Genomic DNA, 18,827 nt, shown 5'->3' with positions numbered 1-18,827 from the left:
TGCACGCCGCGACGGATGCGCGCTGTGATCTGCACCACTATGCCGCTGGTGTCCCGCGCCGACAAGATGCCGTTTCAAAAGTTGATATTTCGATATCTCCGCGGCTATGCCGGAGTCATGGGCGGTCGGCTGCTGCCAGTTCCGTCAGGGGGATCGGGCGGAAGGTGTCCAGCATGGCCAGCAGGGTGTCATAGGAGGCAGTCTCGCCCTCCAGCCGCACCGTGGTGCCGCCGCGGCTCGCGTACATGACCCTGTACCTGTCCATCCAGACGCCGTCCCGCACCTGCCGGCAGTCCGCGCCGCTGTCGTACTCGCAGGCCAGGTAGGGGCCGGTCAGGTCGGGCCGCAGCACCCTGACCTCGATCATCGTCCCCTCGCCCTCGTACGTGAGGTGCAGCTCCGGCTCGTCGGGATGGCCCGTGTAGTCGTCGTCGGCGTGGGTCAGGCGGAAGCCGTCGAGGCCGGGCCCGACCAGGGGCAAGCCGGCGCGGTGCAGCCGCTCGGCCTGCGCGCCGGCGGCGATCAGGTCGTGTGGCGCGCCGAGGCCGAGGCAGGTCACGGCGACGAAGCCGGCGGCCAGCGACCTGGCCCTGGCCGGTCCCGGCATCACGATCGCGGCGGCGGCCACGTACCCGATGACGCCGAGCGCCATGAAGGCGGCGGTGCCGGTGACCGCGCCGAAGTCCATGGCCGTCGAGAGCGTGAGCCCGAAGACGGCGAACGCCAGCATGAGCACGTACAGCAGGAAGGACGCCAGCGTCGACACCGCCCAGGACAGCGGCAGCCTGCCGAACCAGCTCAGGAACATGCCCAGCGGGAACGGCAGCAGGGCCATCGCGAGGACGACCGGTATCTCGTCGGCGTCGCCGAACACGTACAGCATGGCTTCGGCGATTCCGACCACGGCGCCCACGAGCGCGGCCCTGACTAATGCACTCATACACCGATCTTGCCTGATTAGTCACCGGAGTCGAAGGACAACGGGCGGATCCGCCGTTCCCAGGGGAGCCAGCCCTCGGGGGTTCCCCCACGTTCGGTCGCGGACCTGTCGCCAGCGGTCGTCGTCCCGGGGCTCCGGTGCGTGCGCGGGCCCGGCGACGCCGCACGCCGGGCAGACCGCGTCCGGCGGTCTCGGCGTCGCGCACAGCACGCCAGCCGGCTCCATCCCGGTGAGCTCGCCACGACCGGGCCCCGGGTGCCCCGTGCCTTCTCGCGACGCGCGCCGTCCGGCCTGGGTGGCGACGTGCGACAGCCATGCGCTGCGGGCGGCGGCCAGTTCGTCGACCGCCCGGACCAGTGAGACGGGGTCCCGTTCCACCTGTTTGGGGATGCGGGCGGTGAGCACCAGGTGATGCCAGGTGGCGCGGAACCCGTACGGGCGGAAGGCGCGCACGCACCGTCCCAGCGCGCCAGCCGACCGTATCCCGTCAGCTCGGCCGTTAGAGTAAGCTGTCTACATGTAGGTGGTCTACATATGAAGGAGGCTTGATCATGAGTGAGGCCCGAGAATCCGCCTGGCCGGCGGTGCGGCTCGTCATCCTCATGCTCGCGGGCATCGTCGTCGCCAACGTGGCCCTCGCGTTGCTGACGACCAGGGACGAGGGGCTCGGGCTGGACGAGCTCGTCGCCTTCGGCGGGGGCGCGCTGGCGGGGCTGGCGGTGGAGTTCGGCGTCTTCCGGCGGACCCGGCGCTGAAGGCTTTCAGGTGATTAAGTCGCGGAATTGCGCATACGAAAAAGTCCTCCAGGAGAAACTCCTGGAGGACTTTTTCTTTTGGTAGCGGGGGCAGGATTTGAACCTGCGACCTCTGGGTTATGAGCCCAGCGAGCTACCGAACTGCTCCACCCCGCGTCGGTGTGTGTCTAAAGACTATCCCTGACACGGGGCTTACGCAAACTGACTGACCTACGTCCCCCCGGTGGCCGTCGCCGTGGGTGAAGCCGTGGGCGAACCGGTCGGCGTGGCCGGGGGTGAGCCGGTGGGCGTGGCCGACGGTGACGCCGTGGGCGAGGCCGTGGGTGAGGCGTTCGGCGCCGGCTGGGCGCCGAGCGACTTCAGCTTCTCCAGCGCCGCGTCGAGCCGCTCCTGGGCCTTGCCGTACGCGTCCCAGTCGGGCGGGCTGGCCTGCAGGGCCTTCTGGGCGTCTTCGTAGGCCGTCTGGGCCTCGGAGATGGCCGTCGCCAGAGCGGTGGTCTGGGCCGGCTGCTGCTGCTGGTTCTCATCGGCGGGCTTGTTTTCGGTGGTTTCCTGCTGTTCGCCGCCGAAGACCTCGGCCAGGCCCTCCTCCAGCGTGCGGCCGACGCCGATCTTGCTGCCGAACGAGACCAGGACGCGCTGCAGGATCGGGTACGGCTCCTGGCCACCGCCCGCGGCGACCTGGACGTACACGGGCTCGATGTAGACCAGCCCGCCCGCGTACGGCAGCGTCAGCAGGTTGCCGTAGCGGACCGACGAGGCGCCGACGCCGAGCAGGTTGAGCTCACCCGCGAAGCGGCTCTGGAAGGCGTTCTGCGCCTGGCCGGGGCCGGGGATCGGGGCGTTGGACGGCATCCGCAGGACGCGGAGCTGGCCGTAGTTGGGGCCGTCGGTGGAGTCGACCGCCATGAAGGCGGCCAGGTTGGGCCCCTGTCTCGGGACGAACGTGGTCGTCAGCGAGAACGTCGGCTGGCCGCCCGGCATCGTGGCCGTCAGGTAGTAGGGCGGCTGCTTGATGTTGCGGTCGCCCTGCGACGGGTCGTTGGGGACGTTCCAGAAGTCCTGGCCGCTGTAGAAGGCCGCGGCGTCGGTGATGTGGTAGCGCGACAGGGTGTAGCGCTGCACCTTGAACAGGTCTTCGGGGTAGCGGACGTGCGCCCTGAGGTCGGCGGACATCCGCTCCTTGGGCTGGATGACGCCGGGGAACGCGTTGCTCCACGTCTTCAGCACCGGGTCGTCAGGCTCCCAGGCGTACAGCGTGACCGTGCCGTCGTAGGCGTCGACCGTGGCCTTGACGGAGTTGCGCATGTAGTTGACCTGGTCCTGCGGCTGCTGGGCGATGACGCGCGAGCGGTCGGTGGCCGTGTCGCGGGTCATCTCGCCGAGGCTCTCGCTCTGCGAGTAGGGGTAGGCGTTGGACGTGGTGTAGGCGTCGACGATCCACGTGACCCGCCCGTCGACGATCGCCGGGTAGGGGTTGGAGTCGAGCGTCAGGAACGGGGCGACCTTCTGGATCCTGGCGCGCGGGTTGCGCTCGTACAGGATCTTGGAGTTGTCGTTGATGTCGCCCGACAGCAGGATGTTCACCTCGCCGTACTTGGCGGCGTAGAACAACCGGTTGACGAACGAGCCGACGGGCACGCCGCCCTTGCCGGTGTAGGTGGTGTTCGCCTGGCCGGTGCCGCCCGTCTCCGGGTAGTCGAGCTCCTGCGGCCGCTGGGGGTTGCCGCCGGCGATCGCGTACTCGTTGTTGTTGGGGTGCTCGCCGAAGTAGATGCGCGATTCCTTGAGCCCGGTGGTCTGCGTCAGCGGGCCGGTGACGGGCATGTCCTTGGCGTCGTAGTCGGGCAGGCCGCCGGAGTCGACCTTGTTGCCCGGCGCGGCCACGATGCCATAGCCGTGGGTGTAGACGAGGTGCCGGTTGATCCAGTTGTTCTGGCCCTCCGGCGGGCCGCTCAGCTCGCGGACGCCGACGATATGGTCGACGGGCTTGCCGTTGGCGTCGGGGTAGCGGTCGACGTCGAGCTGGTCGGCGAACTCGTAGAAGCCCCTGATGCGCTGGGTCTGCTCGTAGGTGTTGGACACGAGCGCGGGGTCGAGGAGCCGCACGCCCGTCACGGACGTGTCGCCGGCCTGCTGGACCTTGGCGGGGTCGGCCTCGGCGGAGTATTGCTCGACCTTCACGTCGTCGATCCCGTACGCCTGCCGCGTGGCCTCGATGTTGCGCGCGATGTAGGCGGCTTCCTTGCCCTGCTGGTTGGGCTTGACCTGGAACTGCTCGACGAGCAGCGGGTAGACGCCGCCGATCAGCACGGCCGACAGCACGAGCAGGCCGAAGGAGACGCCGGGCAGCATGCCGCCGGGGCGGAAGATGCCGGCGAAGAAGAGCGCGGCGCAGATCAGCGCGATGATCGCGAGGATGGTCTTGGCGGGCAGCACCGCGTTGACGTCGGTGTAGGAGGCGCCGTGCACGAAGCCGCGCTCGGAGAAGACCAGCTCGTAGCGGTCGATCCAGTAGGCGATGGCCTTGAGCAGCACGAACACGCCCAGCAGCACGGACAGGTGGATCCGGGCCGCGCGCGAGGCGTGCACGCCGGGCGACTGCAGCCGGAAGCCGCCGTAGAGGTAGTGCGTGATCGCCGCCAGCACGATCGAGATGATCACCGCGGCGAACAGGAAGTTCAGCACCATCCGGATGAACGCCAGGTCGAACATGAAGAACGACACGTCGATCTTGAACATCGGATCGGTCTTGCCGAACGTCTCGCCGTTGGCGAACTTCATCCAGGTCTGCCACTGCCCGGCGAAGGACGAGCCCGCGAAGAGCGCGAGCATCGCCATGCCGACGAGGAAGATCAGCTTACGGTGCGGGTCGAGCGCCATGCGGTAGCGGTCGGCCCCGCTCGCTCCGCCGAACATGGCGGGCCCGAACATCGGCTTGGTCCGGAAGGCCAGCAGCATGTTGCCGCCGACGATGCCCACCATGAGCACCGCGCCGATGACGAACAGCACGATCTCCGTCAGCAGCACGCCGGAGAACACCGGCATGAAGTCGATCGCGTTGAACCATAGATAGTCGGTATAAATCCCCGAAAAAAGGAAGAAAAGCGCCACAATCGCAACTAGTGCGATCGCGACAGGCAGAAGCAGTCGCGGTCGGCGGGGCAAGCGCATCGCCCTACCGGCTCCTGGGGTCCGGAAGCTCAAGGCCAACCCCTCGTCGTGATGAAGAAACGGTCCGTGTCTGGCAACCTACACCGCAGGGCCATCCGTACGGCTAACGCACGACCATCACAAGAAGTTTCATCCCGCGCCGCATGACGGCACTTTTCCCTTGCCGGTGCGCAGCGCGTCGAGCGCCTGCACCGCGCTGTGCAGCGTTTCGGCCTTGACCAGGCGCAGCCCGTCCGGCGCGCCCTTCACGGCCTCGGCGCAGTTGCCGGCGGGCGTCAAGAAGACGGTCGCGCCGGCCTTCCGCGCGCCGACCATCTTCTGCGCGATGCCGCCGATCGGCCCCACCTGCCCCTCGGGCGTGATGGTGCCGGTGCCGGCGATCTGCTTGCCGCCCGTCAGCTCGCCCTTGGTGAGCTTGTCCAGGATGCCGAGCGAGAACATCAGCCCGGCGCTCGGCCCGCCCACGTCGCCCACGTTGATGTCGACGTCGAACGGGAACTTGTACTCCCGCTGCATGGTCACGCCGACCCGGCTCTGCCCCTGCTCGCCCTTGGCGGTCTGGAGGGTCACGTCCAGTTGGTCGTCGCCCCTGGTCACGGTGAACGTCACCGATTCGCCGGGCTTGTGCTCGCGGACGGCCTTGCCGACCTCCTCCACGTCGACCATCGGCCTGCCGTCGACGGCGGTGATCTTGTCGCCGACCTTCAGCTTGCCGTCGGCCGGCTGTCCCTTCTGGACCGTGCGCACCGAGATCACGGTCGAGTAGGGGATCTTGAGCTCGTTGAGCGCGGCGGCGGTCGCGTTGTCCTGCGAGCTGGTCATCTCCGCCACGTTCTCCTCCTCGACCTGCTTCTGCGTGCGGTCGGGGGCGAAGATGGTCTCCTGCGGCACGACGGCGACCGACGGGTCGATCCAGCCGCGCAGCGCGGTCAGCAGGTCGATCTTGGAGTTGGGGCCGCCCTGGTAGGCGACGGTCACGAGCCTCAGCGACCCGCTGGTCGGGTAGGTCTCCCGCCCGCTGATCGTGATCACGGGCTTCTTGTCGACCTCACCCAGCGTGTTCTCCGTCGGGCCGGGGCTCAGCACGACGTACGGCACGTCCACGAACGCCCCCACGATGCCGAGCGCGAGCACCAGGAAGCCCGATACGAGCAGGGTCAGGGCGCGTCGTGACATGGATCGAGCTTATTCGCAGGCGCCGACCCACTCGGTCGACCCGTCGGCGAACACCTGATGTTTCCAGATCGGCACCTGGGACTTGAGATCGTCGATCAGCCTGCGCGCGGCCCGGAACGCCTCGTCGCGGTGCGGGCACGCCACGGCCACGATCACGGCGACGTCGCCGAGCTCCAGGTCGCCGACGCGGTGGACGGCGGCCAGCGCGGTCACCGGGAAGTCGGAGGCCACCTTCTCCGCCACCGAGCGCAGTTCGCTCTCGGCGGAGGGGTGCGCGGAGTAGGAGAGCCTGGTCACGGCCTTGCCGTGGTCCTCCTCGCGGACGGTGCCCACGAACAGCGAGGTGCCGCCCGCCGCGTGGTCGCCCACCGCGGCCATCACCTCGTCGACGGACAGCGCGCTGTCACGAATGGCCAGCAACCGGATGACGTCCACGAAAAGAGACTACAGAGTCTTCACCCGCGACGCTTCTTGCGCACCTGCCTGACGATCGCCGCGGTGCCGATGACCGCCACGGTGGCGCCCGCCGCCGTGAGCGTCGCCTCCTTGACGGGCAGCCGCCTGCCGACCACCGTCGTACGGTTCTCGCGCAGCTCCAGGAGCTGGGCGAAGGCCGCCTCGTTCGTCCAGGCCGGCTTCCACCCCGCCTCGCGCAGCGCCGCGCAGTCGACGACCCACGGGTAGACGACGTAGTGAAGGTCGGTGGCGGGCGCCGGGGTGATGCCCAGCCGGTGCAGGCGCTGCGCGGTGCCGAACGTGAGCCCCGCCGGCAGCTCGAACCGGCGGATCCCGGACAGCTCCTCCACCTGCTCCTGCTCCAGCCAGCCGTCGGAGCCCACCGCAATCACGCCCGTGACCTGCCCGCGCGCGGCCAGCTCCAGCGCCGAGAGCAGGTCCTCGAGGTGGCAGAACTGCCAGCGCTGCTCGCAGCCCTTGACCGTCAGCAGCCGGGGCGACTCGAAGTGGCGGGTGATCACGGTGTCGACGCCCGGCCCGACCACGGCCGCCGGCCGCACCACGGTGACCTCCAGGCCCGGATGGCTGCGCAGCGACCGGCGCACCAGCGCCTCGATCTCCAGGAAGTCACCGACCACGCCCGTGTCGGGCTCGGCCGCCACCGGCCCGTCCTCTGCCAGGGGCACCTCGTTGTCGGGCGCGGCCCCGTACACCATCGCGCTGGTGACGAGCACCACACGGCGGACGCGCGCGGCCGCGCTCGCCGTGAGCACGGTCTGGGCGGCGCGCAGGTTGTAGGCCCTGCGCTCCTTCGGGTCGGAGTCGACGGCGTAGTCACCCGCCAGGTGCACCAGGACGTCGATGTCGGAGATCCGGTTCGCCAAGAGCGGATCGCGTACGTCGATCACTCTCCAGGTGGCCTCCTGGATGTCGCCGCGTTCTTCGTCAATGGCCACCACCCTGCGGAAATCCGGGGCGGACACGAGCTTGGCGAGCAGCTCGCGGCCCAGACCGGAGGCGGCGCCGGTGACGGCTACGACGGGTTGGCGCGGGCGTTTCGAGGTAGGCACCAGGTCCTCACTTTGCACTGATCCGCCGTAGGACGACTAACGTGGCGGATGTGGACTCCTCCATCCTGCACGAGGTAGAGCGGTGACTGACCTGCCAGGTCGCGAAAACGACCCCAACGAGAACCCGTTCGCCATGTTCGGCAACCCTGAGCAGATGGCTCAGGCGATGCGCCAGTTCGCCGACATGCTGTCGGCGCCCCAGGGCTCCGGCCCTGTCAACTGGGACATGGCCAAGAACATCGCCCGGCACGCCGTGGTCGCCCAGGGCGATCCCAGCGTCATGGAAGGCGAGCGGCGCCAGATCGTCGAGGCGCTGGAGCTGGCCGACCTGTGGCTCAACGAGGCCACGACGCTGCCCAGCGGCGTGTCCAATCCGCAGGCGTGGAGCCGTTCGGAGTGGATCGAGAACACGATCCCCGTCTGGCGCAAGCTGGCCGAGCCGATCGCCGAGCGCATGGTCGAGACCATGGGCGGCGCGCTCGGCGGCTCCGGGCTGCCTCCCGAGGCCCAGCAGATGGCCGGGCCGCTCATGGGCATGCTCAAGCAGATGGGCGGCATGATGGTCGGCCAGCAGATCGGGCAGGCGCTCGGCTCGCTGGCGCGCGAGGTCATCGGCACCACCGACATCGGGCTGCCCCTGTCCGGCACCGCGGCGCTGCTGCCGGGCGGCATCGCCTCCTTCAGCGACGGGCTGGAGCACCCCGCCGAGGAGATCCGGCTCTACCTGGCTCTGCGCGAGGCCGCGCACCACCGGCTGTTCCAGCACGTGCCGTGGCTGCGCGGGCACCTGCTCGGCGCCGTCGAGGAGTACGCCAGGGGCATCACGGTCGACACCTCCGCGCTGGAGGAGCAGATCCGCGGCCTCGACATCAACAACCCCGAGGCGCTCCAGGAGGCGCTGAGCGGCGGCGCGCTGCTCAAGCCCGAGGAGACCGAGCGGCAGAAGGCCGCGCTGGCCCGGCTGGAGACGATGCTCGCCCTGGTCGAGGGCTGGGTGTCCACGGTGGTCGACCAGGCCGCCGCGGGCAAGCTGCCCTCCGCCGCCGCCCTGGCGGAGAACGTACGGCGACGCCGCGCGACCGGCGGGCCCGCCGAGCTGACCTTCGGCACGCTCGTCGGCCTGGAGCTGCGCCCGCGCAGGCTCCGCGAGGCGGCGGCGCTGTGGCAGGCGCTGGAGAGCGCCCGCGGGGTCGACGGCCGCGACGCGCTGTGGGGCCACCCCGACCTCATGCCGACGGCCGACGACCTGGCGCACCCCGAGGTGTTCGTGGCGGGCGAGACCGCCTGGGACATCTCGCAGCTCGACAGCAAGCCCGACGACGAGCAGGGCGAGGACGGCAGGAGTTGAGCCTGCACGGCGACGCGCTGGCGGTGCTCTCCTCCTGGACGGCCCCGTCCGCCGAGGAGGAGGCGCTGCGGGAGAGCTTCGTCGAGCACCTGCGGGCGCACGACGACGCGATGCTTCGGGCGTGCGCGCCCGGCCACCTGACGGCGACCACGGCGGTGCTCTCGCACGACGGCCGGCGGGTGCTGCTCACGCTCCACCCCAAGGCCGGGATGTGGCTGCCGATGGGCGGCCACTGCGAGCCGGGTGACCGCACGCTGGCCGAGGTGGCGCTGCGCGAGGCCGTGGAGGAGTCGGGCATCCCCGGCCTGGAGCTGCTGCCCGGGCCGCTGGCGCTCGACAGGCACCAGGTCTGGTGCCATCCGCCGCACAGCTGGCACCTGGACGTCGAGTACGCGGCCGTGGCCCCCGCCGGGGCGGAGGCCGTGATCAGCGACGAGTCGCTGGACCTGCGCTGGTTCCCCGTCGAGGAGATCCCCGAGCCGTCCGACGAGGCGACCCGCCGGCTGGCGGCACGCGGGCGCGCGACACTGGCCACGCTGGGCTGACCCGTGGGCGTATCGGCGGAGAGCCCGATCGGCGGCACGATCGTCACGCCTGCCCGTCCCCGGCGCCGCGGGCGTACGGGGACCACGCTCACCTGGCTGGCCGTGACGCCGTTCGCGGCGTGGGCCGTGACCCGGCTGGCCGGCCTCGAACGCGGCTCCATCCCCACCCAGCTCATGACCGCCACGCCCTACGCGGCGGCGGGCTCGCTGGTGCCGCTGCTGATCGCCGCGCTCGGACGCAGGCGGGCCGCCGCCGCGGTCGCGCTGCTCACCACCGCGGCGCTCGGGTTCAGCGTGCTGCCCCGGTGGTTCGGCACGGCGGAGGCGACGGCGGGCCGGCCGCTCCGGGTGCTGTCGGTCAACCTGCTGTTCGGCAAGGCCGACACGCGGACGATCATGGAGCTGGTGCGCGCGTACGACGCCGACGTGCTCAACACGCAGGAGCTGACGCCGGGCGCGGTCGAGGAGCTCGACCTGGCCGGGCTCAAGGAGCTCATGCCGCACCGGGTGCTCCAGGCCGAGTGGAACGCCAGCGGGAGCGGCCTGTTCTCCAGACATCCGCTCCGGCCCCTGCCTGACGCGCTGCCGCCGCTGCCCGGGCACAACATGCCCGTGGCCGCGCTGGCGCTGCCCGGGGCCGCGCCCGTCGAGTTCTACGACGTGCATCCCGTGCCGCCGCTGGGCGCCAAGCTGGCCGACTGGCACGCGGTCTTCGACGCCCTGCCCGCCGCCTCGGCCGACACCGTGCGCATCCTGGCGGGCGACTTCAACGCCTCGCTCGACCACGCGCCGATGCGGCGGCTGCTCGCCCGCGGCTACAAGGACGCCGCCGACCAGGTGGGGGCCGGCTTGATCCCGACCTGGCCGGCGAACAGACGGATGCCGCCGGTCATCACGATCGACCACGTGGTGGTGGACGAGCGGGTCGGAGTCCGGGCGGTCAGCGTGCACGACGTGCCGGGGACCGACCATCGGGCGGTGTTCGCGGAGCTCAGCGTGCCGTACGGGCCCGCGTAAGGCTCAGCGGGCGGCGAGGAGGGCGCGGGTGTTGTCCCAGCCTTCCAGGCCGGGGTCCAGGCGGGCGGCGTCGTCCGGGACGCGCAGCCGGTGCCAGCCCGGGGTGGCGGCCACCATGCGGGGGCCGGGGGCCTGCGCGCGCAGCGCCGCCACCGGGTCGGCGGCGTCGAGGTCGGGATCGGCCCAGCCCGGCGCGGGCAGCCCGCAGGCCAGCGCGACCGCGCCGCCCCGCTCGGCCGGGCACACGGTGATCCGGGCGCGGCCCAGCTCACGGAAGAGCTTGCCCACCAGCAGCGGCGGCAGATCCGGCGCGTCGCCCGAGATCACCGCGGCCTGCTCGCCGTCGAGCCTCTTGAGGATGTCCCGCAGCGGCTCGTCCTCGCCGACCGCGATCACCTCGGTGCCCGGCCAGACGATCTCCGACAGCTCCGGCACGCTCGTCAGCAGGACCGGCGTGACCAGCTCCAGCCCGGCGACCATCTCGTACGTGTCCTCGGCCACGGCCTCCAGCCACGCCCGGCCGTCGACGCCCGGCGGCGCCGCCTCGGCCATGCGCTGACGTACCAGGACGGCGGCGAGACGGGTCAACATTCCTCCGGTGCGGAATTGGCGGCGGCGGAGAATCCTTCGAGGAACCCACGGGCCCGCTCCGCCTTGGGATACTGTTCGACGAGCGCCCAGAAACGCGGGCCGTGGCTCGGCACCATCAGATGCACCAGCTCGTGGATGATCACATAGTTGATGACCCACTCGGGCAGGCCCTTGATGCGGGTCGAGATCCGGATCGTGCCGTTCTCCGGCGTGCAGGAGCCCCACCGGTGCTGCTGGTTGTCGACCCAGCGCACGCTCGCGGGGACGGCCCGGCCGTCGAGATATTTCGCCGACAGCTCCTTGGCCCGCTCCAGCAGGGCCTCGTCGGTCGGACGTCGCCGGCGTTCCTTCGCCGCAAGCCGATCGAGCATCCGGCTCACCCATTCATCCGCGTCTTCGCCGCTCAGCCAGGCGGGCAGGAGCACGATCGTCTTGTCGCCGTCGCGGTAGGCGGAGACCGTACGCCGACGACGAGAACTGCGACGGACCTCGACTGTCTCGGGGGGCACATATGCACGTTAGCCGAGACTGGCGGAATTCCACAGAGGGCAAGCGTTGTTTTCGCTGGTCAGATGATTAAGAGCCGGTGAATTTGGGCACACGCCTTTCCCGATGCGCCGCCAGGCCCTCGATCATGTCCGCCGAGGTCATGGTCACGGGCTGGGCCAGGGACTCCCAACTGAGCGCGGCTTCCAGGTGTTGGTGATCCTGTTTGAGTGCGGCTTTGGTGAGCCTGGTGGCAATGGGGGCGTTCGCCGCGACCTGCCGGGCGATGGTCATCACTTGCGCCAGCAGATCATTTCTTGGGAAAGCTTGATTTACCAGACCTTTATCTGCGGCCTCCGTTCCGCGCAGTGTACGGCCGGTCAGCAGCATCTCCCGCGCCAGCGCCGTGCCCGCGCGATGGGGCAGAAGGTAGGTGGCGGCCATCCCCGGGTGCAGGCCCAGCGAGGTGAACGGGGCCAGCAGCTTGGCCTCGTCCGCCGCGTACACGAGATCGCACGCCAGCGCCACGCACAGCCCCGCACCGACCGCCGCGCCGTTGACGGCGGCGATCGTCGGCACCTCCAGCTCCGTGACGGACAGCCAGGAACGGTAGAAGGCGAGCATCCTGTCACGCAGTTCGGGGACCGGCTCCACGCCGCGCTCGCCGAGCCAGGACAGGTCTCCCCCGGCGCAGAACGCCGTCCCCGCGCCCGTCACCACGACGCAGCGGACGTCACGATCGGCGGCGAGTGCAGTCATGGCGTCACGCCAGGCGGCGGTCATGCCGTCGGTCATGGCGTTGCGCACGTCGGGGCGGTTGAGGGTGACCAGCACCACGCCGTCGTCGTGGCGGTCGATCAAGAGCTCGCTCATGCGGGAGAGCGTAACCCGGGGCGGCGGGGTCGGCCGTCTGGAGATCTCCCGCCGTATGCGCGGTTGTCCTCAGGGAGTCGGATTGGGTTGTCCACAGGGGGTCGGGGCGGGTGCGGGGTTGTCCACAGGCGGCGGGAAAGCCGCTCGGGATCTTGACGCGGCGTGCGAATCTTCGCGGCATGAGGCCACGAGTGAAACCCGCCCTCCTCCGCATCGACCACGACGAGCGCACCCTCCAGCTCGGCGCGCATCCCGGCCGGGCCGTCGTGTTGCGCGACCTCACCCGGCGGGTCCGCAGGTGGATCGACAGCCTCGACGGCACCCGCGACCTTGACCAGGCCCTCCGGGAGGGCGCCGCCGCGGGTGTGCCGGAGCCTGCCGCCTTCCTCGACTCGCTCACACGTACGGGGGTGCTGCACGACGCCTCGGTGACGCCGCCGTTGTTGCCGCTGGCCGAGCTCGACCGGCTGCGACCGGACCTCGACGCCCTGGACCTGGCCTCCCAGGCTCCCGGCGGCGGCGTGGAGGCCCTGCGCCGCCGGCGACGTGCGCACGTCCGCGTCTACGGCGCCGGACGAGTGGGCGCCCAGGTCGTCGGCCTGCTCGCCGCGGCGGGCGTCGGCACGATCCGGGTGATCGACCCCGGCACCGCCCGGCCCCAGGATCTCACCCCCGGCGGGCTGAGCTGGGAGGAGGTGGGAAGTTCGCGCGAGGAAGGCGCCGTACGCGCCGCCCGCCGTCTCACCTGGTCGGAAGGCGGCCAGGCGGACGAAGGCCCCGAGCGCCGGCCGCACCCCGCCGTCGCCACCCCGAGACGCGGCAGCGCCCATGCCCCCGAGCTGCGGGAAGGGCCAGAGGCGCACCGCCTCGCCGGTGGACCCAGAGGTCGCAGGGGCACGGAGGTCCGCGACCCCTCCGGCGTGGTGAAGGGGCCCGGCGCCGCTGGTGTGCCTGAGCGGTCCAGCGCGCCGGGTGCACGGGACGGCGAACGGGGGCGCCGGGCCGGCCGGGCTGCCGGGCGGCGGTACGAGCCGGGGGCCGATGTGCGGGCGGGCGGGCCGCCGTTGAGCGATCGGTCGCACCGGCCCGACCTGGTGATCCTCACCCCGGTGCGACCGCTCGACGGCGTGCTGGTCAACGAGCTGTACGAGCTGGGTCTGCCCCACCTGCTGGGCTCGGCGTTCGAGGGGCACGGGAGCGTGGGGCCGCTGGTCCTGCCCGGACAAAGCGCTTGCTTGCACTGCCTAGACTTGGCGCGTCGCGACCACGACCCCGACTGGCCGATCGTCACCGCCCGGCTCGGCGGCTATCCGCCAGGCGAGATCGCCTGCGACACCCCTCTTGCCGGCCTGGTGGCGGCGGCGGTGACCGGTCACGCCCTGGCGTATCTGGACGGCCGGGAGCCCGTTGTGACCAACGGCACAGTGCACGTCTTGCCTGATTGGCAGTGGAAAAGGCAAGCATGGGACAGGCACCCGCAATGTCGTTGTATGCGAAACAATCCATATCCGCTAACAATGGTCATGTCGGCTTCAAGCGGCTGACGTGCAGAGCTGCTAACCACGAAGGGGGGAAGTGGCATCCCTGCCAGGGATACCGCGCATCAGTGTGAGCGATCTTCCGCGTCGCGCCGTCACGCGCTCGGCGAAGCTGGCCTCCCTTCCGCTCGGGTTCGCCGGGCGTGCGGCTCTGGGGCTCGGCAAGCGCATCGGCGGCAAACCGGCCGAGATCGTCGCCGAGGAGATCCAGCAGCGCACCGCCGAGCAGATCTTCAAGGTCCTCGGCGAGCTCAAGGGCGGGGCGATGAAGCTCGGCCAGGCGCTGTCCATCTTCGAGGCGGCCCTGCCCGCCGAGATCGTCGGCCCCTACCGGGCGACCCTCACCAAGCTCCAGGACGCCGCGCCCCCGCTGCCTGCCTCGACGGTCCACAAGGTGCTCGCCCAGCAGCTCGGCGACGACTGGCGTGACCACTTCCTCTCCTTCGACGACCAGCCCACCGCCGCCGCCTCGATCGGCCAGGTGCACCGGGCCGTGTGGCACGACGGGCGCGAGGCCGCCGTCAAGATCCAGTACCCGGGCGCGGGCAAGGCCCTGCTGGGCGACTTCGCCCAGCTCGCCCGCCTCGGCAAGCTGTTCGGCGCGCTGCTGCCCGGCCTCGACATCAAGGCGGTGCTGGCCGAGCTGCGCGAGCGCATCGCCGAAGAGCTCGACTACCTGCGCGAGGCCGAGGCGCAGCACGCCTTCGCCCTGGAGTTCCACAACGACCCCGACTTCCACGTCCCCGACGTGATCGCCGCCAACGAGATGGTCCTGGTCACCGAGTGGATGGACGGCACCCCGCTGTCCCGCATCATCACCGGCGGCACCCAGGAGGAGCGCGACCGGGCGGGCCTGCTGTTCGTCCGCTTCCTCTTCTGCTCCCCCGCCCGTGTCGGCATGCTGCACGCCGACCCCCACCCGGGCAACTTCCGCATGCTCCCCAACGGCAAGCTCGGCATCCTCGACTTCGGCGCCGTCAACCGCATGCCCGACGGCTACCCCATGGTGTTCGGCCAGCTCACCCGCATCTTCAACCAGGGCGACATGGCCACCGTGGTCCAGGGGCTGCGCGACGAGGGCTTCATCCGGCCCGGCATCGAGGTCGACCACGATGCCCTGCGCGCCTTCCTGTCGCCCTACGTCGAGCCGACGGCCGTGGAGGAGTTCACGTTCAGCCGGGAGTGGCTGCAGGACCAGTTCGCCAGCGTCACCGACCTGCGTCCCACCAACGTGGTGCGCCAGCTCAACCTGCCGGTCTCGTACGTGCTCATCCACCGGGTGCACGCGGCGGGCGTGGGAGTCCTCTGCCAGCTCGGCGCCACGGCCCGCTTCCGCGACGAGGTCGTCCGCTGGGTCCCGGGCTTCACCGACGACGACACGGACACGGACGACAAGGAAGCCCTCGTCACCACCTGACCTGGACGGCGGTTCGGCCCGTCCTGACGCGGCGGTGGTGCGGCCACCTGCGGCGGCGCTCGGGCACTCGCGTTGCCACCTGACCCGAGCGTCCAGCCCGCCCTGACGCGGCGGGGTGATGCCCCTTCAGCGGCGGCGCTCCGGCACTTGCGGCAGCCTTAAGCAGGGGGCGGTGCTCGGGCACTTGCGTTGCCACCCAACCCGAGCGTCCCGCCCATCCTGACGCGGCGGGGTGATGCCTTCAGCGGCGGCGCTCCGGCACTTGCGGCAGCGCTTAAGCAGGGGGCGGCGCTTGGGCGGGGGTGGCCGCGTGGCATGAGGCTGCCCCTGGTGGGGCGGCGGTTCTGGAGTGCGCGGGATCAGGGCGATGCCTTGCGTGGGGGTGGGCGATAAATCGTTCGTATGCGTGACGGCTTGCGTGCTTGCATGGTGGTGCGTTGGTGTCTGGGTGCTTGGTGGAGCGGCGTCGTACGGGGGTGGCGGGCATGGAGGAGCCTCGGCCGGTGGAGCGGGGGGCTGGGCGCATCATCATGCTCAACGGCGCGTCCAGCTCGGGAAAGACGACGCTCGCCAGGATGGTGCGGCGGGCCATGGACGAGCCGTTCCTGTACGTGTCGTCCGATCAGCTGGTGGCGGCCGGGATGTTGCCGGAGCGGCGGGAGCCGGAGGGGCCGTTCGCGTGGTGGGAGGAGATGCGGCCGAGGTTCTTCAAGGGCTTCCATCGGTGCCTGCCAGCCCTGGCCGGAGCCGGGAACGACCTGATCGTGGAGCATGTCATCGAGTTCGCGGCCTGGCGCAGGGAGCTGGCGGAGTTGCTGGGCGGGTTCGATGTGTTCCTGGTGGGGGTGCACTGTTCGCTCGACGAGATCGATCGGCGGGAGCTGGCCCGTGGGGATCGGCGGGTCGGGGAAGGGCGGTCGCATGTCGAGCAGGACGGCATTCACGGGTTCGGGCCCTATGACCTCGAGGTCGACACCACGGGTGGGGTGGATGCTGCCATGGCCGAGTCGGTGATCGCCGCGTGGCGCGGCCGAGGGCGGCGGCGAGCGCTCACGCACGCCTGAGGGCTGCGGCGGGCCCCGCGACCGCGTCGGCAACGGGCCGCCCGATGGTGGCGGGCGGCCAGCGGCCCCGCCCTGGCCGGCCGACCAGCCGTAGGCCGGTTGGCAGCCGAGCCAGCCTGTGGCGGGCCAGCCGGTTCCAGGCGCTCACGTACGGCGGAGGGCCGCGAGACGAGGGCCCCGCGACCGCGTCGGCAACGGCCGATGATAGCGGGCGGTCAGCGGCCCCGCCCCTTGAGCCGTAAGCCGTCAGTGGCGGACCAGCCGGTGGCGGACCAGTTGGAGGAGACCTCCGGGGTGCGTGTGCTGGTCGCCGCCGAGCCCTTTGTCGGCGGCGGGGTGGTCAGTGGGGGGTGGCTACTTCGCCTGATGGGTGGAGGGCGGTGCGGAGGGTGGTGGTGGCTAGGTCCAGGGCCGTCTGGTTGGCGTGCGTGTCGCGGAGCAGGTCGATCATGGCGAAGTCGTGGATGATGCCGCCGAGGCGTACGGCGGTGACCTCGACGCCGGCCTCGCGGAGCTTGGCCGCGTAGGCTTCGCCCTCGTCGCGCAGGACGTCGGCTTCGCCGGTGAGCACCAGGGCGGGCGGGAGGTTGCGGAGCTGGTCGGGGGTGGCGCGCAGGGGTGAGGCGTGGATCTCGGCGCGCTGGGCGGGGTCGGTCGTGTACTGGTCCCAGAACCACTTCATGCCGTCGCGGTTGAGGAAGTAGCCGGTGGCGAACTGCTGGTAGGACTCGGTGTCGAAGTTCGCGTCGGTGACCGGGTACCACAGCACCTGGGCGCGCAGGTGCACGTCGCCGCGTTCCTTGGCCATGATCGCCAGCACGGCTGACATGTTGCCGCCGACCGAGTCGCCGGCTACGGCCATGCGGGAGGCGTCGAGGTCCTTCTCCTTGCCGTGTTCCATGACCCAGCGGGCGGCGGCGTAGTTCTGTTCGATCTGGGTGGGGTATTTGGCCTCGGGCGCGCGGTCGTACTCGGGGAAGACGACGGCGGCGTTGACGCGGGTGGCGAGCTCGCGGACGAGCCGGTCGTGGGTGCGGGCGGAGCCGAACACCCAGCCCGCGCCGTGGATGTAGAAGATCACGGGGAGCGTGCCGGTGCTGCCTCTGGGCTTGACGATGCGCACGGGGACGACGCCGGTGGGGCCGCCCTGGATCTGGATCCATTCCTCGTCGATGTCGGGGCGCGGCACGGCGGGGTCGGACTGGAGCTTCTCCAGGATCTCCCGCCCCTGCTCCGGCGGCAGCTCGTAGATGAACGGCGGCTTGGCGTTGGCGTCGGCGAAGTCCTGGGCGGCCTTCTCCAACACCACGCGCCTGCTGATGGTGCTGGTCATGGTGCTCTCCTCGTGACGGGTCGACGGCTGCGGGCAGCGTCGCGCACGGCACGGGTCCCCGGCCGGCGCTGGTTCGGGCGGGGGGACCGAGCGGTGACCTACCCCGATATGCGGCGGTTCCAACGCTGGGCGGGACGGCCGTGGGAGTCCTTTCGGGGTGCTTACGGAGGGGCGCGAGCTCTCGGCCCGGGCGCTGCGGGCGCGGATGATGGCGGGCAGTCCCCCAGTCCTCCCGCTCTCCCGGGAGCTCTCCCGGGAGCTCTCCCGGGAGCTCTCCCGGGAACTCCCCAGGGAGCTCTCCAAGGAACTCTCCAGGAAAGGGTGAAAGATCGTGCTTCTGTTTCGTACGAGTGCCGCCGCCGGGTTCGTCTGCGCGGCGCTGCTGGTCGTGAACGTGCTGCGGCGGGGCGGCGTCCTGCCGGAGAACGCCGTCACGCACGCCATCGCGCCGTTCGCCGCGCTGACCGGGCTGTTCGCGATCACCGGGCTCTATCTGCTCATCCGTGACGCGGCGGGCGGGCTCGGGCTGGCCGGCTACCTGCTCAACGCGGCGGGGCTGGCCGGGGCCTTCGCCATCGAGTACACGCTGCACTTCGTCTTCCCGGGACTGGGCGGCGCCACGGTGATGGGGCTGCTCGCGGGCGGGACGGGCATGGCGTTCCTGGTCACGTCGGCGGTGCTGGTGGCCGGGGTGCTGGTGTTCGCGGCGGCCGCGGTCAGGAGCGGGACGCTGCCGTACGCGGCGGTGGGGCTGTATGCCGTGGGGATGGTTCCGGGCTCGCTGCGCAACCTCGTGCCGGAGCCCGTCTACCTGGGCGGGCTGGTCGTGGCGGCGGCGGGTGTCGTGTGGATGGCCGCCCGGCTGTGGAGCGCCGCCGAGGAGCCGCGGCCCGTACCGGCCCGATGATCCCGGAGAACCGTGCCGGCCCGTTGACCTGGGAGAAACCGTACCGGCCCGCTGAGATCCGGAGGGCCGGTCGCGCCGTTCCCCATCCTGCTCGTCCCCTACTGGTTCGGCGTCTTATCAGGACATGTTGTGATGTC

General features: G+C 70.9%; 18 protein-coding genes and 1 tRNA gene. 8 read left to right on the top strand and 11 right to left on the bottom strand.

What is annotated here, in order from left to right; all coding sequences use genetic code 11:
* Positions 1–115 precede the first annotated feature (115 nt).
* Positions 116–940, bottom strand: coding sequence for a hypothetical protein (locus tag KME80_RS13490; protein WP_219504873.1), 825 nt, complete (start codon positions 938–940; stop codon positions 116–118).
* A 21-nt stretch (positions 941–961) separates the two neighbouring features.
* Positions 962–1,393, bottom strand: coding sequence for a hypothetical protein (locus KME80_RS13485; protein WP_219504870.1), 432 nt, complete (start codon positions 1,391–1,393; stop codon positions 962–964).
* A gap of 98 nt (positions 1,394–1,491) precedes the next feature.
* On the opposite strand from KME80_RS13485, the gene KME80_RS13480 reads away from it, so the two are divergent.
* The gene (locus tag KME80_RS13480) at positions 1,492–1,695 is read left to right on the top strand and encodes a hypothetical protein (protein ID WP_219504868.1); all 204 of its coding nucleotides are present in this window, start codon (positions 1,492–1,494) and stop codon (positions 1,693–1,695) included.
* Positions 1,696–1,774: 79 nt separating this feature from the next.
* Here the strand turns inward: KME80_RS13480 and KME80_RS13475 are convergent.
* From KME80_RS13475 to KME80_RS13455, 5 genes are all read right to left on the bottom strand, one after another.
* Positions 1,775–1,851 (bottom strand) — tRNA-Met (locus tag KME80_RS13475).
* A gap of 54 nt (positions 1,852–1,905) precedes the next feature.
* Positions 1,906–4,869 carry a UPF0182 family protein gene (locus tag KME80_RS13470; protein ID WP_219504866.1) on the bottom strand — a complete coding sequence of 988 codons (2,964 nt, stop codon included), beginning with the start codon at positions 4,867–4,869 and terminating at the stop codon, positions 1,906–1,908.
* Positions 4,870–4,998: 129 nt separating this feature from the next.
* Positions 4,999–6,045: a YlbL family protein gene (locus tag KME80_RS13465; protein ID WP_219504864.1), complete on the bottom strand. Its 1,047-nt coding sequence runs from the start codon at positions 6,043–6,045 to the stop codon at positions 4,999–5,001.
* Positions 6,046–6,054: 9 nt separating this feature from the next.
* The gene (locus tag KME80_RS13460; RefSeq protein ID WP_219504862.1) at positions 6,055–6,480 is read right to left on the bottom strand and encodes a molybdenum cofactor biosynthesis protein MoaE; all 426 of its coding nucleotides are present in this window, start codon (positions 6,478–6,480) and stop codon (positions 6,055–6,057) included.
* Positions 6,481–6,500: 20 nt separating this feature from the next.
* A complete protein-coding gene (locus tag KME80_RS13455; RefSeq protein ID WP_219504924.1) occupies positions 6,501–7,574 on the bottom strand; it encodes an NAD-dependent epimerase/dehydratase family protein in 1,074 nt (357 codons plus the stop codon).
* A gap of 79 nt (positions 7,575–7,653) precedes the next feature.
* On the opposite strand from KME80_RS13455, the gene KME80_RS13450 reads away from it, so the two are divergent.
* From KME80_RS13450 to KME80_RS50260, 3 genes are read left to right on the top strand one after another with little or no spacing between them, the layout of a single operon-like run.
* Complete coding sequence (locus KME80_RS13450; protein ID WP_504739707.1) at positions 7,654–8,919, top strand: zinc-dependent metalloprotease; 1,266 nt, start codon at positions 7,654–7,656, stop codon at positions 8,917–8,919.
* A complete protein-coding gene (locus KME80_RS13445) occupies positions 8,916–9,464 on the top strand; it encodes an NUDIX hydrolase (RefSeq protein ID WP_219504860.1) in 549 nt (182 codons plus the stop codon). The genes KME80_RS13450 and KME80_RS13445 overlap by 4 nt, the downstream gene beginning before the upstream one ends.
* Before the next feature lie 3 nt (positions 9,465–9,467).
* Positions 9,468–10,481 (top strand): endonuclease/exonuclease/phosphatase family protein, encoded by a 1,014-nt coding sequence (locus KME80_RS50260; RefSeq protein ID WP_308125740.1) that lies wholly within the window; start codon positions 9,468–9,470, stop codon positions 10,479–10,481.
* A gap of 3 nt (positions 10,482–10,484) precedes the next feature.
* Here the strand turns inward: KME80_RS50260 and KME80_RS13435 are convergent, their stop codons facing one another.
* From KME80_RS13435 to KME80_RS13425, 3 genes are all read right to left on the bottom strand, one after another.
* Positions 10,485–11,072, bottom strand: a complete 588-nt coding sequence (locus KME80_RS13435) for a hypothetical protein (protein ID WP_246644805.1) — start codon at positions 11,070–11,072, stop codon at positions 10,485–10,487.
* Positions 11,066–11,497, bottom strand: a complete 432-nt coding sequence (locus KME80_RS13430) for a M48 metallopeptidase family protein (protein WP_308125739.1) — start codon at positions 11,495–11,497, stop codon at positions 11,066–11,068. Before KME80_RS13430 ends, KME80_RS13435 begins: the two co-directional genes overlap by 7 nt.
* A 151-nt stretch (positions 11,498–11,648) precedes the next feature.
* Positions 11,649–12,419, bottom strand: a complete 771-nt coding sequence (locus KME80_RS13425) for an enoyl-CoA hydratase/isomerase family protein (protein WP_246644803.1) — start codon at positions 12,417–12,419, stop codon at positions 11,649–11,651.
* A 191-nt stretch (positions 12,420–12,610) separates the two neighbouring features.
* Between KME80_RS13425 and KME80_RS50255 the strand changes: the two genes are divergently transcribed.
* The 3 genes from KME80_RS50255 (at position 12,611) to KME80_RS13410 (ending at position 16,450) form a co-directional block, all read left to right on the top strand.
* Positions 12,611–13,975 (top strand): ThiF family adenylyltransferase, encoded by a 1,365-nt coding sequence (locus tag KME80_RS50255; protein WP_246644801.1) that lies wholly within the window; start codon positions 12,611–12,613, stop codon positions 13,973–13,975.
* A 64-nt stretch (positions 13,976–14,039) separates the two neighbouring features.
* Complete coding sequence (locus tag KME80_RS13415; RefSeq protein WP_219504854.1) at positions 14,040–15,386, top strand: ABC1 kinase family protein; 1,347 nt, start codon at positions 14,040–14,042, stop codon at positions 15,384–15,386.
* 485 nt (positions 15,387–15,871) lie between these two features.
* Positions 15,872–16,450 carry a chloramphenicol phosphotransferase CPT family protein gene (locus KME80_RS13410; RefSeq protein WP_219504852.1) on the top strand — a complete coding sequence of 193 codons (579 nt, stop codon included), beginning with the start codon at positions 15,872–15,874 and terminating at the stop codon, positions 16,448–16,450.
* 340 nt (positions 16,451–16,790) lie between these two features.
* On the opposite strand, the gene KME80_RS13405 is transcribed toward KME80_RS13410, so the two are convergent.
* Entirely contained in the window at positions 16,791–17,783 is a 993-nt protein-coding gene (locus KME80_RS13405) for an alpha/beta hydrolase (protein ID WP_219504851.1), read from the bottom strand.
* A gap of 331 nt (positions 17,784–18,114) precedes the next feature.
* Here KME80_RS13405 and KME80_RS13400 point away from each other — a divergent pair, with 331 nt between their 5' ends.
* Positions 18,115–18,690, top strand: coding sequence for a hypothetical protein (locus KME80_RS13400; RefSeq protein WP_219504848.1), 576 nt, complete (start codon positions 18,115–18,117; stop codon positions 18,688–18,690).
* Positions 18,691–18,827: the final 137 nt, after the last annotated feature.

The organism is Nonomuraea ceibae (assembly GCF_019396325.1).
Classification (GTDB): Bacteria; Actinomycetota; Actinomycetes; order Streptosporangiales; family Streptosporangiaceae; genus Nonomuraea; species Nonomuraea ceibae.
Note: the sequence above shows the minus strand (reverse complement) of the source record. Positions and strands in the feature narration are given on the sequence as shown.